At 71.6% G+C, this 14,262-nt stretch carries 17 protein-coding genes; 11 read left to right on the top strand and 6 right to left on the bottom strand.

The genetic code is table 11. From position 1 onward, the window contains the following. Positions 1-4: 4 nt before the first annotated feature. Positions 5-211, bottom strand: a complete 207-nt coding sequence (locus tag N790_RS01630) for a YdcH family protein (RefSeq protein WP_043799982.1) — start codon at positions 209-211, stop codon at positions 5-7. A gap of 89 nt (positions 212-300) precedes the next feature. Between N790_RS01630 and ttcA the strand changes: the two genes are divergently transcribed. The 4 genes from ttcA to N790_RS01610 all read left to right on the top strand — a co-directional run bounded on the left by ttcA (position 301) and on the right by N790_RS01610 (position 3,557). Further along, positions 301-1,197 (top strand): tRNA 2-thiocytidine(32) synthetase TtcA, encoded by an 897-nt coding sequence (gene ttcA, locus N790_RS01625; RefSeq protein ID WP_043799980.1) that lies wholly within the window; start codon positions 301-303, stop codon positions 1,195-1,197. 22 nt (positions 1,198-1,219) lie between these two features. Further along, positions 1,220-2,131 carry a recombination-associated protein RdgC gene (locus tag N790_RS01620; protein WP_043799979.1) on the top strand — a complete coding sequence of 304 codons (912 nt, stop codon included), beginning with the start codon at positions 1,220-1,222 and terminating at the stop codon, positions 2,129-2,131. A 122-nt stretch (positions 2,132-2,253) separates the two neighbouring features. Then, positions 2,254-3,018, top strand: coding sequence for a YgjP family zinc-dependent metalloprotease (locus N790_RS01615; protein WP_084062481.1), 765 nt, complete (start codon positions 2,254-2,256; stop codon positions 3,016-3,018). A 20-nt stretch (positions 3,019-3,038) separates the two neighbouring features. Then, complete coding sequence (locus N790_RS01610; protein WP_043799976.1) at positions 3,039-3,557, top strand: hypothetical protein; 519 nt, start codon at positions 3,039-3,041, stop codon at positions 3,555-3,557. Here N790_RS01610 and N790_RS01605 read toward each other — a convergent pair. Together N790_RS01605 and hemH are read right to left on the bottom strand one after the other, a co-directional pair. After that, positions 3,554-4,396, bottom strand: coding sequence for an alpha/beta fold hydrolase (locus tag N790_RS01605; protein WP_043799974.1), 843 nt, complete (start codon positions 4,394-4,396; stop codon positions 3,554-3,556). The two genes, N790_RS01610 and N790_RS01605, sit on opposite strands and share 4 nt — an antisense overlap. Next, entirely contained in the window at positions 4,396-5,403 is a 1,008-nt protein-coding gene (hemH, locus tag N790_RS01600) for a ferrochelatase (protein ID WP_052385590.1), read from the bottom strand. Before hemH ends, N790_RS01605 begins: the two co-directional genes overlap by 1 nt. Before the next feature lie 117 nt (positions 5,404-5,520). Between hemH and N790_RS01595 the strand changes: the two genes are divergently transcribed. From N790_RS01595 to N790_RS15050, 5 genes are all read left to right on the top strand, one after another. Beyond that, the gene (locus N790_RS01595; RefSeq protein ID WP_043799973.1) at positions 5,521-6,204 is read left to right on the top strand and encodes a lipid-binding SYLF domain-containing protein; all 684 of its coding nucleotides are present in this window, start codon (positions 5,521-5,523) and stop codon (positions 6,202-6,204) included. Between the two features lie 71 nt (positions 6,205-6,275). After that, positions 6,276-6,509, top strand: a complete 234-nt coding sequence (gene tatA / locus N790_RS01590) for a Sec-independent protein translocase subunit TatA (RefSeq protein ID WP_043799971.1) — start codon at positions 6,276-6,278, stop codon at positions 6,507-6,509. A 24-nt stretch (positions 6,510-6,533) separates the two neighbouring features. Then, positions 6,534-6,920, top strand: coding sequence for a Sec-independent protein translocase protein TatB (tatB, locus tag N790_RS01585; RefSeq protein ID WP_043800011.1), 387 nt, complete (start codon positions 6,534-6,536; stop codon positions 6,918-6,920). After that, on the top strand, positions 6,917-7,657 hold the full coding sequence (tatC, locus tag N790_RS01580) for a twin-arginine translocase subunit TatC (protein WP_043799970.1): 741 nt from the start codon (positions 6,917-6,919) through the stop codon (positions 7,655-7,657). Before tatB ends, tatC begins: the two co-directional genes overlap by 4 nt. A 3-nt stretch (positions 7,658-7,660) precedes the next feature. Next, entirely contained in the window at positions 7,661-8,353 is a 693-nt protein-coding gene (locus tag N790_RS15050; protein ID WP_052385589.1) for an RDD family protein, read from the top strand. A 7-nt stretch (positions 8,354-8,360) separates the two neighbouring features. On the opposite strand, the gene N790_RS01570 is transcribed toward N790_RS15050, so the two are convergent. Both N790_RS01570 and N790_RS01565 read right to left on the bottom strand, forming a co-directional pair. After that, positions 8,361-9,287 (bottom strand): hypothetical protein, encoded by a 927-nt coding sequence (locus tag N790_RS01570; protein WP_043799968.1) that lies wholly within the window; start codon positions 9,285-9,287, stop codon positions 8,361-8,363. Beyond that, positions 9,284-10,018 (bottom strand): glutamine amidotransferase, encoded by a 735-nt coding sequence (locus N790_RS01565; protein WP_043800008.1) that lies wholly within the window; start codon positions 10,016-10,018, stop codon positions 9,284-9,286. Before N790_RS01565 ends, N790_RS01570 begins: the two co-directional genes overlap by 4 nt. 68 nt (positions 10,019-10,086) lie before the next feature. On the opposite strand from N790_RS01565, the gene glyQ reads away from it, so the two are divergent. Continuing rightward, positions 10,087-11,001: a glycine--tRNA ligase subunit alpha gene (gene glyQ / locus N790_RS01560; protein WP_043799966.1), complete on the top strand. Its 915-nt coding sequence runs from the start codon at positions 10,087-10,089 to the stop codon at positions 10,999-11,001. Continuing rightward, positions 10,994-13,084 (top strand): glycine--tRNA ligase subunit beta, encoded by a 2,091-nt coding sequence (gene glyS / locus N790_RS01555; RefSeq protein WP_043799965.1) that lies wholly within the window; start codon positions 10,994-10,996, stop codon positions 13,082-13,084. Before glyQ ends, glyS begins: the two co-directional genes overlap by 8 nt. Here the strand turns inward: glyS and N790_RS01550 are convergent. Beyond that, positions 13,073-14,257, bottom strand: a complete 1,185-nt coding sequence (locus N790_RS01550; protein ID WP_052385588.1) for a PepSY-associated TM helix domain-containing protein — start codon at positions 14,255-14,257, stop codon at positions 13,073-13,075. The genes glyS and N790_RS01550 overlap by 12 nt on opposite strands. Positions 14,258-14,262: the final 5 nt, after the last annotated feature.

Here is a 14,262-nt window from a genome sequence, read left to right as displayed (position 1 = left end):
GGGATCAGGCGTCGAGGTCGGGGATCAGCCGGCTCTCGAGCGCGGTGATCATGTCCTTGATGCGCAGCTTGCGCTTCTTCAGGCGCTTGAGCGTGAGCTCGTCGGCGCCGCGGTCGGCGGCGAGGCGGGCGATGGCCTCGTCCAGGTCGCGGTGCTCGACCCGGAGCTCAACCAGCTGGGCGGCGATTTTCCCGGGATCTTCCGTGGCCATGCCTCTCTCCCTGACACCGCTAGCCTAGCGCCCCGGCACGGCCGGCGACAGGGGTTAGAATGCCCGCCCCGCTGTCCCGCCCCGATGCCATGACCCTGGTCCTGCACGATCCCTTGCCCCGCCAGCCCGCGCCCGAAGGCGCCGCGCCCCGGAAGCAGGCGCACGAACGCCAGAAGCTGGCCAAGCGCCTGCGCCGCCAGGTGGGCCAGGCCATCGCCGACTTCGGCATGATCGAGGACGGCGACAAGGTGATGGTCTGCCTGTCCGGCGGCAAGGACAGCTACGCCATGCTCGACATCCTGCTGCAGCTGCAGAAGAAGGCGCCGGTGCGCTTCGAGCTGGTGGCGGTGAACCTGGACCAGAAGCAGCCGGGCTTCCCGGAACACGTGCTGCCCGATTACCTCGCGTCCATCGGCGTGCCCTTCACCATCCTCGAGCAGGACACCTATTCGGTGGTCAAGCGCGTGGTGCCCGAGGGCAAGACGATGTGCTCGCTGTGCTCGCGCATGCGCCGCGGCGCGCTGTACGCGCATGCGAAGGCGCAGGGCTTCACCAAGATCGCGCTCGGCCACCACCGCGACGACCTGGTGGCCACCTTCTTCCTGAACCTGTTCTTCCACGCCAAGCTGGCCTCGATGCCGCCCAAGCTCATGAGCGACGACGGCGAGCACGTGGTGATCCGGCCGCTGGCCTATTGCCGCGAAGCCGACCTCGTCGAATACGCCGACTGGAAGGCCTTCCCCATCATCCCGTGCACGCTCTGCGGCTCGCAGGAGAACCTGCAGCGCAAGCAGGTGGGCCGCATGATGGCCGCGTGGGAGAAGGAAAGCCCCGGCCGCATCGACACCATCGCCAGGGCGCTGGCCGACGTGCGTCCCTCGCAGCTGGCCGACCCCAGGCTCTTCGACTTCCTCGCGCTCGGCCGCCAGGGCGACAGCCCGCTGCCCGACGCCCACGCCTGGCTCGCCGGCGACCCCGAATCCTGATTTTTCTTTGATTGGAATCTTGATGTTTTTCCGGAACCTGACGTTTTTCCGTTTTCCCGCCACCCTCGCCAAGACCCTGACCGACCTCGATGAACGCCTGGAGGAATGCCGGCTCAAGCCGGTCGGTCCTTCCGAGCTGATGTCGCGCGGCTTCGTTTCGCCCTTCGGTCGCGACGAGGCGGCCATGAGCCACCGCGTCGGCGACGGCATCTGGATCACGCTGGGCGGCGAAGACCGCCTGCTGCCCTCGGCCGTGGTCAACGACCAGCTCGGCCGCAAGATCGCCGAGATCGAGGAAAAGGAAGGCCGGCGCCTGGGCGGCCGCGCCCGCAAGCGCATGAAGGAAGACATCGTGATGGAGCTGCTGCCGCGCGCCTTCGTGCGCCCGGTGCGCTGCCACGCCACCCTCGACCTCGAGCATGGCTTCATCGCCGTCGACACCAGCTCGCGCAAGACCGCCGAGAACCTGGTGTCGGAACTGCGCCACGCGCTGGGCAGCTTCCCGGCCCTGCCGCTGAACGCCGAGACCTCGGTGCGCGCGGTGATGACCGGCTGGCTGGCCGGCGAGCCCCTGCCCGGCGGCCTGGTGCTGGGCGACGAGTGCGAGCTCAAGGACCCCGTGGACGGCGGCGCCGTGGTGCGCTGCAGCCGCCACGAGCTGCAGACCGACGAGATCCGCAAGCACCTCGAATCCGGCAAGCAGGTCACGCGCCTGGCGCTGGTGCTCGACGACCACGTCGGCTTCGTGCTCGGCGAGGACCTGGTCGTGCGCAAGCTCAAGTTCCTCGACGGCGCCGTCGACCAGCTCGAAGGCACCGAACGCGACGGCCTGCACGCCGAACTCGACGCCCGCTACGCCCTGATGGCCGGCGAACTCAAGCGCCTGTTCGCCGTGCTCGGCGGCGTCCTCAAGTTCAGCGCCGCCGAAGCCTGAGCCCCGCCGTTCCCGCCGCTGTTCCGTAGGAGCGGCTTCAGCCGCGAAGCTTCTCGCGAAGAGCTTCGCGGCTGAAGCCGCTCCTACACAACGCACGCGGCCGTCCTTGGTAGATTAGCCCCATGTTCCTGCGACTCCCCCGCCCGGCCCCGCCCGCGCCCGAAACCCGCGCGCTGGCCCTGGCCGACGGCGGCGCCGTGCCGGTGCGCTGGGTGCGCGACCGCCGCGCACGCCGGCTGCGCCTGATCGTTTCCGACAAGGGCGCGCGCCTCACGCTACCCATGACGGCCTCGGTGCGCCTGGCCGAAAACTTCCTGCTCGAGCACCGCGACTGGCTCCTCGCCCAGCTGGCGAAACAGGCGCCCGCCGACGCGCCGCCCTTCGGCCGCGGCCAGCACGAGCCCTTGCCCCTGCGCGGCGAACGCGTGCCGCTGAGCTGGCACGAAGGCCGCTTCGCCCGCGCCCGCCTGGGCGAACACGGCATCGAACTGCACCTGCCCGAACGCGCCGACGACCGCCGCATCCGCGCCGCGCTGCGCGAGTTCTACCTCGAACAGGCGCGCGCCGACCTCGGTGCCTGGGTGCCGAAATACCTGCCCACGCTGCCGCGCGCGCCCATGGCCTTCCGGCTGCGCCCGCTGTCCTCGCTCTGGGGTTCGCTCAGCCCCTCCGACGCGCTCTCGCTGGACCTGGCGCTGGTGCTGGGCCGGCCCTCGGCCTTCGAATACGTGCTGGTGCACGAGCTCTGCCACCTGATCCACGCCAACCACTCGCGCCGCTTCTGGCGCGAAGTGGAGGCGCGCTGCCCGGCCTGGCGCGACGAGCGCGATTACCTGCGCGGCGAGGGGCTGGCCTTGAAGGGAACGCTGGCGCGTTTGATCCGGTAACCGACCCACCGGAAACCGCCGTGGAACCGATGCCCCGCCTGCTTGCCGCCGCGCTCGCGGCCGTCCTGCTCGCCGCCTGCGGCAAGGCCGAAGAAAAGGCCGACGAAACCCTGGTCGAAAAGGCCATCGAGGCCAGCAGCGGCCAGCACGCCGAGGTCGACATCGCCGACGGCCAGCAGACCGTCACCATCGAAACCGAGGAAGGCACCTACGTCGCCACCAGCGGCGACGACGTGCGCCTGCCCGACACCTTCCCCGCCGACGTGCGCCTGCCCGAAGACGGCCGGCTGGTCACCGCCATGAGCCTGGGCGAGGCGGTGTCGGTGAGCCAGCGCAGCCCGCGCGCGGCGGCGCTGGTGTTCGCGGAATTCCGCCAGGCGCAGGTGGCGCAGGGCTGGACGGAATCGGCCGTGCTCGAACAGGCGCCGATCTACGTGGCCGGCTTCACCAAGGACCAGCGCCGCATGGAAGCCAACTTCGTGGCCGAGGCCGACGGCGGCACCACGCTGGCCGTCACCGTGCAGCCGGGCGCCGATTAAGCGCGCAGGAACGCCAGCACCGGCGCCGCCACGGCGTCCGGCTGCTCCATGTGCAGGTGGTGGCTGCCCGGCAGCACGCACGCGCGGCCATCGCGCAGGCAGGCCAGGCGCGCCTCGCGCACCGCGGCGGTGAAATACGGCGGCGCCGGGTCGGCCGCCACCACCAGCACCGGCGCCTCGATGGCGCGCAGCAGCGACTGCACCGCCACCTCGTCCATGCGCACGTGGCCGGGCAGGGTCAGGCGCGGGTCGCTGCGCCAGGCGAAACCGCCGCGCACCGGCTGCAGGTTGCGTTCGACGATCAGGCGCGCGGAAGCCGGGTCCATCTGCGTGGCGGTGAGGCGCATGGCCACCGCGGTGTCGAGGTCGGGGATCACGCGCGCCGGCCGGGTGCCACGCGCGCGGCGGGCGCGCACGGCGTCGCGCAGGCGGCTGCCGGCCAGCGTAGGGTCGCCCGCCACCGGCCCCAGCGCTTCCACCAGCGCCAGCCGGCGCACGCGCTCCGGCGCCGCCGCGGCCAGCGCGCAGGCGATGGCGCCGCCCATGGAATGGCCCAGCAGGTCGGCCTGCTCCCAGCCCAGCGCGTCGAGCACGTCCAGCACGTCGTGCAACCAGTCGGCGAAGGCGTAGTCGTAGCCCGGCGCGCGGTGCGAACTGGCGCCATGGCCCGGCAGGTCCAGCGCCACCCAGTCGAACTCCGCCAGCCAGGGCGACAGCGGCACGAAGCTGGCGGCGTTGTCGAGCCAGCCATGCAGGCACAGCAGCCGCGGACCGCCCGCACGGCCGCCGCGCAGGGCCGCCAGCGGGCCGCGCGCGGTTTCGATGCGTTGTTCGTGCATCAGTGCGGCCAGCCCTGCAGCTGGCGGCGGGCGATGGCGGCGAGCGCGGCCACGTGGCCGGGCTCGTCGTTGAGCGCGCTGATGTAGCGCAGCGCCTCGCCGCCGGCGTGGCGGAAGGCCTCGCCGTTTTCGACGGCGATCTCTTCCAGCGTCTCCAGGCAGTCCACCGCGAAGCCCGGGCAGACCACGTCCACGGTCTTCACGCCGTCGCGGGCCAGGGCCTCGAGGGTCTTGTCGGTGTAGGGCTGCAGCCATTCCTCGCGGCCGAAGCGCGACTGGTAGGTGAGCTTCCACTCGCCCTCGGCCAGGCCCAGGCGCGCGGCCAGGGCGCGGGCGCCGGCCTCGCACTGGCGCGGGTAGGGGTCGCCGGCTTTCTCATAGCGCTTGGGCAGGCCGTGGAAGCTCATCACCAGCTGGTCGGCGCGGCCGTGCAGGTCCCAGTGGGCGCGCACGCGCGCTTCCATGGCGTCGAGCCAGCCGCCGTCGAGGTGGTAGTCGGCGATGAAACGCAGGTCGGGCGTGCGGCGCCAGCCGGCCAGCTCCTTGCCCACGGCGTCGAGCACCGAGCCCGAGGTGCTGGCCGAATACTGCGGGTACAGCGGCAGCACCAGCAGGCGGGACATGCCTTCTTCCTGCAGCTTGCGCAGCACGTCGGGCACCGACGGGTTGCCGTAGCGCATGGCCACGCGCACCGACACGTCGGGCATGGCGTGCTGCAGCCCCTGCGCCAGGCGCTGGGTGTACACCAGCAGCGGCGAGCCGCCCTCGACCCAGATCGAGGCGTATTTCTTCGCCACCTTGCCCGAGCGCAGCGGCAGGATGATGAAGTGCAGGATCGGGCACCACAGCCAGCGGGTGAGCTCGACCACGCGGTGGTCGTGCAGGAACTGCGCCAGGTACCGGTGCACCGCGCCGCGGGTGGGCGCGTCGGGCGTGCCCAGGTTCACCACCAGCAGGGCGGTGCGGCCGGGGCCGGCGCTGGCGGGGGCGTCGAGATAGGGTTTCATGCGGACCTGTCCTTGTCGGCTGCGCGCAACTTATCATCGCGCAAGTGAAGGCGCGGCTCACCCGCGGTTCATTCCGCGCCACCATACTCGAACCGTTGCGTTCCCCGGAGAGAACCCATGTCCCGAATCCTCGCCCCGTTCGCCGCCCTGCTCGCCCTCGCGCTGGCGCTGCCCGCCCAGGCCGGCGTCAAGGAAGAGGCCAAGGCGGCCGACGCCGCCCGCGTGCTGGCCGAGATCATGCGCATCCCGGAAACGGCGGTGCCCGAGAAGATGTTCGCCGAGGCCCACGCCATCGCCGTCATCCCCGACGTGGTCAAGGCCGGCCTGGTCATCGGCGGCCGCGGCGGCAAGGGCCTGGTGTCGGTGCGCAGCCCGGACGGCACCTGGTCCAACCCCAGCTTCATCAAGCTCGGCGGCGGCAGCTTCGGCTTCCAGGCCGGCGTGCAGTCGGCCGACGTGATTTTGGTGTTCCGCAGCCAGCGCGGCGTGGACAACATCGTCAACGGCAAGTTCACGCTCGGCGCCGACGCCTCGGTGGCCGCCGGCCCGGTGGGCCGCAGCGCCCAGGCCAGCACCGACGAGCAGCTCAAGGCCGAGATCTACAGCTATTCCCGCGCCCGCGGCCTGTTCGCCGGCGTGGCCCTGGACGGCACCGTGCTGCGCATCGACCACAAGGCCAACCAGGCCGTGTACGGCCGCAACACCACCCCCCGGGCCATCTTCGAGGGCCGCACGGCCGCCGCGCCGGGCGCGGTGGTCGATTTCCGCGACCGGCTCGAGGAAAACACCGTCAAACAGTGACGGATGGACGGCGCGGCCGGGCCCCGGCTGCGCTATCCTTCGCCCATCGCAACGACGCAGGAAACACGCTCATGGGCGGCTTCAGCATCTGGCATTGGGTCATCGTCCTGGTAGTGGTCGTGCTGATCTTCGGCACCAAGAAGCTCGGCAACATCGGCAAGGACCTCGGCGAAGGCATCAAGGGCTTCAAGAAGGGCCTCAAGGACGGCGACGACGCGCCGCCGGTCCAGCTCGGCAGCGAGCGCCGCGACGCCGGCGAAACCAAGTCCGACGCCGCCCCGCAGGACTCGCGCAAGGACGGCTGAGCCGGTCCCGGCCGGCCCTGGTCCATGTTCGACATCGGTTTCAGCGAACTGCTGGTGATCGCGGTGGTCGCCCTGGTGGTGCTCGGTCCCGAGCGCCTGCCCAAGGCGGCGCGCTTCGCCGGGCTGTGGGTGCGCAAGGCGCGCGCGCAGTGGTATTCGGTGAAGTCCGAATTCGAGCGCGAAATGGCCGCCGACGAAATGCGCCGCAGCGTCGGCGACCCGGCCCGCGAGCTGCGCGAGGCCGTGCAGGACACCACCCGCGACCTGCGCGAAGCCGGCCAGGCCATCGGCGGCGCCGTGCGCGAGGCAGAAGCCCAGGCGCAGGGAACCCCGCCCGCCGAACCGCCCGCGACCGAAGCCCCTGAAGCCCCCGCCGCGCCCGCCCCGCGCCAGGACCCGCCGGCGCCATGAACGGCCGCGCCGGCCAGCCCGAAGATACCCTGATGGGCCACCTGCTCGAGCTGCGCTCGCGCCTGCTCAAGGGCGTGGTGGCGGTGCTGGCGGTGTTCGTGGCGCTGATGCCCTTCGCCAACCGGCTTTACGCCGAACTGGCCGCGCCGCTGCTGTCGAAGCTGCCGGCCGGCGGCCAGCTGGTGGCCATCGAAGTCGCCTCGCCCTTCTTCACGCCGGTGAAGCTGGCCTTCTTCGCCGCCCTGGTGCTGTCGGCGCCGGTGCTGATCTACCAGGCCTGGGCCTTCGTGGCGCCGGGCCTGTACCAGAACGAAAAGCGCCTGGCCAAGCCGCTGCTGGTGGCGGCCGTGCTGCTGTTCTACGCCGGCTGCGCCTTCGCCTATTTCCTGGTGCTGCCGATGGTGTTCGGTTTCCTCACCGCCATCACGCCCGAGGGCGTGGCGATGATGACCGACATCAGCCGTTACCTCGACTTCGTGCTGGTCATCTTCCTGGCCTTCGGCCTGAGCTTCGAGCTGCCGGTGGCCGTGGTCGTGCTGGTGGTGCTGGGCGTGGTGACGCCGGCGCAGCTGCGCGAGGCGCGCGGTTACGTGGTGGTGGGCGTGTTCATCCTGGCGGCCATCATCACCCCGCCCGACGTGGTATCGCAGCTGATGCTGGCGATCCCGATGTGCCTGCTCTACGAACTGGGCATCATCGCCGGCGCGGTGCTCAAGCGCCGCGCCGCCGCGGCCTGAACCATGGCCACGCCGGCCGGGTTCTGGCGTCGCTACGCCGCCTGGAGCCTGGATTCGCTGGCCCCGCTGGCGCTCTCGGTGCCGCTGCTCTGGGGCACCGGCCAGCGCTGGCTGGCCCAGACCGACCTGCACCTGTCGAAGCTCCAGCTGCGCCTGTTCGAGCTGGCGGACGCGGCCATGGGCCAGGGCCTGGACCCGCTGCAGGCCCTGCCCGGCTGGACGAACGACCCCGCGCTGCGCGCCGCCCTCGGCGACCTGGCCGGCGCCTGGCTGCACGCCGCGCTGGTGGCCATGGCGGTGCTGTTCGCGCTGTCGGCGGCCTGGTGGGTCGCGTTCGAGGCCTCGCCCTGGCAGGCCACGCCCGGCAAGCGCCTGTTTGGCCTGCGGGTGGCCTGCCGCGACGGCGGCCGGCCGGGACCGGGCCGGGTGGCGCTGCGTTTCCTGGCGGGGATCCCGTCCTGGTGCCTGCTGCACCTGGGCCACGCCATGGCGGGCTGGCGCGCCGACCACCGCGCCCTGCACGACTTGCTCAGCGGGACCCGGGTGGTGTTGGCCCCCGGTGCTGCAGCGGCCATGCCGCCAGGCGCGCGGCGCTGGCTGTGGGCGCAGGCGATCGCGCTGCTGGCGGCCTTCGCCGCCGTGGCCACGTTCTACGCGGTGCTCGCCTTCGAAGCCCTGGCCACCGGCCTGCCCTGAACCGGGCTCAGGCCTCGAACTGGGCCGGCACCGGCGGCGGGCCCGCGGCCGGGTCCTCCGGCGCGAACTGGCTGCGCCAGGCGAAGTAGGACACGCCGGTGTAAACCACCACCAGCACCGCCGCGAAGGCCAGCATGACCAGCAGCGCCAGCGGCACGCCCAGCAGCGGCAGCAGCCCGGCGACCACGCCCAGCACCAGCGCCACCACCACCATCACCAGCGCCACCGCCAGCATGGCGGCGAAGCCCAGCACCAGCAGCAGCAGGCTCGGGCCCGGGTTGTGCCGCACCATGGCCAGGCCGTCGGCGATCGCGCCCAGGGTGCTGCGCCGGCCCAGCTGCACCGCCGGCACCGTCACCAGCTGCAGCAGGTTCTGCAGCGCCGTCAGCAGCATGCCGACGATGAACATCAGCGCCGGCGAACGCGCTTCCGGCGGCACCGGCGGCGCGCCCTGCATCGCCGCCTCCATCATGGCCGTGTACTCGGCGAAGTAGGTGGGGCCGCCGAACACGCGGTAGTTGAGCAGGGTGAGCGCCAGGCCGGCGAGCGGCAGCACGGCCAGGCCCGCCAGCGACAGCAGGCGGCCGCCGCGGAAACCGGCGAACACGCCCAGCGCCGACACCGGCCGGCCGGATTCGGATTCGTGCACCACGTGCATCATGCCGCCGCCCAGCACCGGCATCAGCACCATGTAGAGCAGCATGATCGGCGCGGCCAGGGCCAGCGCCGCCGCCGGGCCGGCCGACTTGGGATCGAAGCCCGTGCCCACCGCCACCACGATGGCGGCCAGCATCACCAACATGCCGAGCCCGAACACCACCACCAGCGCCAGCAGCGCCGCACCGAACACGGCCTTGGGATTGCGGCCGCCCAGGTCCACCGCGCGGGTGAAGCAGGCGATGACGTCGTTGGTGTCGATCTTGCGGATGTTCATCGGGTTCCTTCTTGCCTGCCGCGCCGGTGCGCCTGGTGGATGAAGCGCCGCAGCACGCGGCGCGCCAGCGGCGCCGGCCGCACCGCCTTCGACAGGCTGGCGTGGCAGGTGCCTTCCTTCGCCAGCGCCTCGGAACGGGCGTGGATGTAGCCCCGCATCATGCCGGTGCTGAACTCGGGATGGAACTGCACGCCCCAGGCCGCCTCGCCCCAGCGGAAGGCCTGGCAGTCGTCGCGCTCCGACGCCGCCAGCACCTGCGCGCCGGGCGGCGGCGCAGTGACGGTCTGCAGGTGGGTGGTGTGGGCGTCGAAGCGCGCGGGCAGGCCGGCGAACAGCGGGTCTCCCGCCGCCTCGGCGTGCAGCGACACCGGCACCGTGCCCATCTCGCGGCCGCGCGGGTTGTAGTCCACCTGCCCGCCCAGCGCATGCGCGATCAGCTGGTGGCCGTAGCAGATGCCGAAAAGCGGCTGGCCGGCCTCGGCGGCGGCGCGCAGCCAGTCGGCGCTGCGTTCGCTCCAGTCGGCGCGTTCGGTGACCATGGCGCCCGAGCCGGTGACCAGCACGCCGGCGTAGTCGGACGCGGACGGCAGCGGCTCGCCGTCGAGCACCCGCACCTGGTGCACTTGGCGGCCATGCAGGCCGGCGGCGACCCGGATCCAGTGGCCGAAGCTGCCGTGGCGGCGGAGGCTGGGGATGGGGACGCCGGTCTCGAGGATCAGGAAGGGCTTCATCGGGCGCAAAACAAGCAGGGACGCGGGTCGCGGCTATACTAGCGCGCTTTGGACAGGGCGAAACCGCGATGACCGCACCGACCTTCCAGGAGCTGATCCAGCGCCTCAACCAGTACTGGGGCGAACAGGGCTGCGTCCTGATCCAGCCGCTCGACCTCGAGGTCGGCGCCGGCACCTTCCATCCGGCCACCTTCCTGCGCGCGCTCGGCCCCGAGCCCTGGAACGCCGCCTACGTGCAGCCCTGCCGCCGCCCCACCGACGGCCGCTACGGCGAGAACCCGAACCGCCTGCAGCGCTACTACCAGTACCAGGTGGTGCTCAAGCCCAACCCCGACGACATCCTCGACCTCTACATCGGTTCGCTCAAGGCGCTCGGCGTCGACCCGCTGGTGCACGACCTGCGCTTCGTCGAGGACAACTGGGAATCGCCCACGCTCGGCGCCTGGGGCCTGGGCTGGGAAGTCTGGCTCAACGGCATGGAAGTGACCCAGTTCACCTACTTCCAGCAGGCCGGCGGCCTGGAGTGCAAGCCGGTGACGGGCGAGATCACCTACGGCCTCGAGCGCCTGTGCATGTACCTGCAGAACGTCGACAACGTGTTCGACCTGGTCTGGACCGTCGGCCCCGACGGCACGCCGGTGCAGTACCGCGACGTCTACCACCAGAACGAAGTCGAGCAGAGCACCTACAACTTCGAGCATGCCGACGTGGAGGAGCTGTTCCACCGCTTCGACGCCTGCGAGCGCGAGGCGCTCAAGCTCGTCGAACTGGGCCTGCCGCTGCCGGCCTACGAGCAGGTCTGCAAGGCCTCGCATTCGTTCAACCTGCTCGACGCCCGCCGCGCCATCTCGGTCACCGAGCGCCAGCGCTACATCCTGCGCGTGCGCACCCTGTCGCGCAGCGTGGCCGAAGCCTATTACGCCCAGCGCGAGAAGCTCGGCTTCCCGGGCCTGAAGAAGACCAAGGAGGCCGCGAATGGCTGATTTCCTGCCGCTGCTGATCGAACTGGGCACCGAGGAGCTGCCGCCGAAGGCGCTGCCCGAACTGGCCCAGGCCTTTTACGACGGCGTGCTCAAGGGCCTGGCCGCGCGCCGCATCGAGGTGAAGTCCGATGCCGGCCAGCTGCCGGCCGGCCCGCTGTACTCGCCGCGCCGCCTGGCCGTGTTCCTGCCGGCCGTGGCCACCCAGCAGCCGGTGCAGCATTCCGAAGTGCTGGGGCCGTACACCAACATCGGCCTCGACGCCGAGGGCAAGCCGACGCCGGCGCTGCTGGGCTTCGCGCAGAAGAACGGCATCGAGTGGGAGAAGCTCGACCGCGTCACCGACGCCAAGGGCATGCGCTTCGTGGCGCGCTCCTCGCGCCCCGGCGCCGCCACCGCCACCCTGCTGGCCGAGATCACCGCCGAAGCGCTCAAGGCGCTGCCGGTGCCCAAGCCCATGCGCTGGGGCGACCGCGACTACGCCTTCGTTCGCCCGGCGCACTGGCTGGTGATGCTGCTGGGCCGCGACGTGGCCCCGGGCGAAGTGCTGGGCCTGAAATCCGACCGCATGAGCCGCGGCCACCGTTTCCACCACGCCAAGCCGGTGTGGCTCAACGACGCCGGTGAATACCTGCAGGCGCTGCGCGAGGCCAAGGTGCTGGCCGACCCGCGCGAACGCCGCGAGCGCGTGCGCGCCGAAATCGCCGCCGCCGCGAAGGAAGCCGGCGGCCAGGCCCGCGTGCTGCCCGAGCTGCTCGAGGAAGTGAACTGCCTGGTGGAATGGCCCAAGGCCATCCTGTGCAGCTTCGAGCGCGAATTCCTGCGCGTGCCGCAGGAAGCGCTGATCCTGACCATGGAGACGAACCAGAAGTTCTTCCCCGTGCTCGACGCCGAGGGCAAGCTCAGCGAGAAGTTCATCGGCATCGCCAACCTCGAGTCCAAGGACCCGGCCGAGATCCGCAAGGGTTACGAGCGCGTCATCCGCCCGCGTTTCGCCGACGCCAAGTTCTTCTTCGACGAAGACCTCAAGCAGCCGCTCGACGCCTGGATGACCGGCCTGGCCACCGTCACCTTCCAGCAGAAGCTGGGCAGCTACGCCGACCGCGCCGCGCGCGTGGCGCGCCTGGCCGGCATCATCGCCGAGACCCTGGGCGCCGACAGCCTCAAGGCCAACCGCGCCGCCTCGCTGGCCAAGTGCGACCTGCTCAGCCGCATGGTCGGCGAGTTCCCGGAGCTGCAGGGCAAGATGGGCCGGCACTACGCGCTGGCCTCGGGCGAGCCGGCCGACGTGGCCGACGCCATCGACGAAGCCTATGCGCCGCGTTTCTCCGGCGACGCCATCGCCGCCTCGCCGCTGGGCCGCCTGCTGGCCGTGGCCGACCGCCTGGACACGATTGCCGGCGGCTTCGCCGCGGGCCTCAAGCCCAGCGGCAACAAGGACCCGTTCGCCCTGCGCCGCAACGCCCAGGGCCTGGCCCGCACGCTGATCGAAGGCCAGATGGACCTCGACCTCGGCGCCCTGCTCGACGACGCCAACGCCGGCCTGCCGCGCGAACTCACCTGGGCGCCCAGCACCGAGCTCTACGACTTCATCCTCGAGCGCCTGCGCGCCTACTACGCCGAACAGGGCGTGCCGGGCACGCAGTTCGACGCGGTGGCGGAAGTGCGCCCGGGTTCGCTGCTCGACTTCGACAAGCGCCTCAAGGCCATCGCCGAATTCGCGCGCCTGCGCGAGGCGGCCTCGCTGGCCGCGGCCAACAAGCGCATCCGCAACATCCTGCGCAAGGTCGAAGGCTCGATCCCGCCGGTGGTGGACGCCTCGCTGCTGGCCGAGCCGGCCGAGCAGGTGCTGCACGATGCGCTCGCGTCCGCGCTGGCCGACACCGACCCGCTGCTGGCGCAGCGCGACTACGTCGGCACGCTCAAGCGCCTGGCCGCGCTGCAGGCGCCGGTGGACAACTTCTTCGACCGCACCATGGTGATGGCCGAAGACGCGGCGCTGCGCGACAACCGCCTGGCCCTGCTCAAGCTCATCGCCGACCGCTTCGCGGCGGTGGCGGCGGTGGAGCAGCTCTCAGCCGGCTGACCGTTTCGCCAGGGCCAGTTCACGCTCGCGCCGGCGCACCACGCCGGCGCGTTTTTTCGCCCGCCTGTCGAGGTAAAGCTGGAAACCGGTGACGGTGAACAGCGGCATCGCCAGGCTGGCGATGCAGAACAGCAGCAGCCCGGGCCAGCCGAAGTAGCTGCCGCTGTGCAGCGGGAAGATGGCGGCGACGAAGCGCTGGCCCGCGGGTTTGTCGTCGAAGCGCTCGTGCGCGGCGACGGCGAGCGTGGCGGCGTCGAGCGCGAGGCGGTGGTTCGCGCGTTCGTGCGCGGGGTTCGGGTCCTGGTAGTTGAATTCGACCGGCGCGCCCGCGGCGGCGGGCAGGCGCAGCGTGCGGGTGGACCAAGCGGGCACCTCGGCATCGAAGGCGACGAATGCCGCCGCCACGTCCACCACCGGCGCGGGGCCCGCATCGCGACCCGTGGGTGCGGCGCCCGTCCCGCCGCGCATCGCCTGCGCCGGCGAACCCGCCAGCGAATTCACGCCCTCGCGGTACCAGCCGTAGCTCCACCACAGGCCGGTGAGCGCCATCACCAGGTAGGGCACGAGCAGCCAGGTGGCCACCACCGAATGCAGGTGCCACAGGAAACGCCGCCCGCTCAGCCGCGTGTCCAGGTGCAACCAGGCGCGCAGGCTGGCCCAGCGCCGCGGCCAGCGCAGGTACAGGCCCGAGAGGCAGAAGAACACCAGCGCCACCGTCGAGGCGCCGACCACCTGCTTGCCCCACGCGCCCGCCGCCAGCCAGCGGTGCAGCTGCATGGTGAAGCGGAAGAAACCTTCGCCGCGCGGCTGGCCCAGCAGTTCGCCCGTGTAGGGATCGAGCCAGCGCATTTCGCCGCGGGCGCGACCACCCGGGCCTGGCGGGGCGCCCGGCGCCGGGGCGTAGCCGACGCGCGCCGCATCGCGGGCATCGGCGGAAAGCGTGAGCGACTGGACCGTCTTGCCCGGCTCCGTCGCCGACACGCGCGCCAGCAGCTCGGAAGGCAGCAGCGGCGCACGGCCGCCGGCTTCGACCGTCATCACGCCGGGATTGAGCACCTTGAGCAGCGCGTCCTCATAAGACAGCAGCGCGCCGGTCACGCCGACGAGCGCCAGCACGAGACCAGCGGTGATGCCCAGGAACCAGTGCGTCTGGAACAGGATCTTGCGCAGCATGCGGT

The organism is Arenimonas malthae CC-JY-1 (assembly GCF_000747075.1).
GTDB classification, from domain to species: domain Bacteria; phylum Pseudomonadota; class Gammaproteobacteria; order Xanthomonadales; family Xanthomonadaceae; genus Arenimonas; species Arenimonas malthae.
The sequence above is the reverse complement of the archived record's forward strand: the minus strand, read 5'-3'. Positions and strand labels throughout refer to the sequence as shown.

Bases quoted from the DNA above. Each gene is read 5' to 3' on its own strand.
- N790_RS01615 (WP_084062481.1), top strand. From the start codon at position 2,254: ATGTTCCTGCGACTCCCCCGCCCGGCCCCGCCCGCGCCCGAAACCCGC.
- N790_RS01565 (WP_043800008.1), bottom strand. From the start codon at position 10,018: ATGAAGCCCTTCCTGATCCTCGAGACCGGCGTCCCCATCCCCAGCCTC.
- N790_RS01570 (WP_043799968.1), bottom strand. From the start codon at position 9,287: ATGAACATCCGCAAGATCGACACCAACGACGTCATCGCCTGCTTCACC.
- N790_RS01630 (WP_043799982.1), bottom strand. From the start codon at position 211: ATGGCCACGGAAGATCCCGGGAAAATCGCCGCCCAGCTGGTTGAGCTC.
- ttcA (WP_043799980.1), top strand. From the start codon at position 301: ATGACCCTGGTCCTGCACGATCCCTTGCCCCGCCAGCCCGCGCCCGAA.
- tatA (WP_043799971.1), top strand. From the start codon at position 6,276: ATGGGCGGCTTCAGCATCTGGCATTGGGTCATCGTCCTGGTAGTGGTC.
- tatB (WP_043800011.1), top strand. From the start codon at position 6,534: ATGTTCGACATCGGTTTCAGCGAACTGCTGGTGATCGCGGTGGTCGCC.
- glyS (WP_043799965.1), top strand. From the start codon at position 10,994: ATGGCTGATTTCCTGCCGCTGCTGATCGAACTGGGCACCGAGGAGCTG.
- tatC (WP_043799970.1), top strand. From the start codon at position 6,917: ATGAACGGCCGCGCCGGCCAGCCCGAAGATACCCTGATGGGCCACCTG.
- N790_RS15050 (WP_052385589.1), top strand. From the start codon at position 7,661: ATGGCCACGCCGGCCGGGTTCTGGCGTCGCTACGCCGCCTGGAGCCTG.
- N790_RS01620 (WP_043799979.1), top strand. From the start codon at position 1,220: ATGTTTTTCCGGAACCTGACGTTTTTCCGTTTTCCCGCCACCCTCGCC.
- N790_RS01605 (WP_043799974.1), bottom strand. From the start codon at position 4,396: ATGCACGAACAACGCATCGAAACCGCGCGCGGCCCGCTGGCGGCCCTG.
- hemH (WP_052385590.1), bottom strand. From the start codon at position 5,403: ATGAAACCCTATCTCGACGCCCCCGCCAGCGCCGGCCCCGGCCGCACC.
- N790_RS01595 (WP_043799973.1), top strand. From the start codon at position 5,521: ATGTCCCGAATCCTCGCCCCGTTCGCCGCCCTGCTCGCCCTCGCGCTG.
- glyQ (WP_043799966.1), top strand. From the start codon at position 10,087: ATGACCGCACCGACCTTCCAGGAGCTGATCCAGCGCCTCAACCAGTAC.
- N790_RS01550 (WP_052385588.1), bottom strand. From the start codon at position 14,257: ATGCTGCGCAAGATCCTGTTCCAGACGCACTGGTTCCTGGGCATCACC.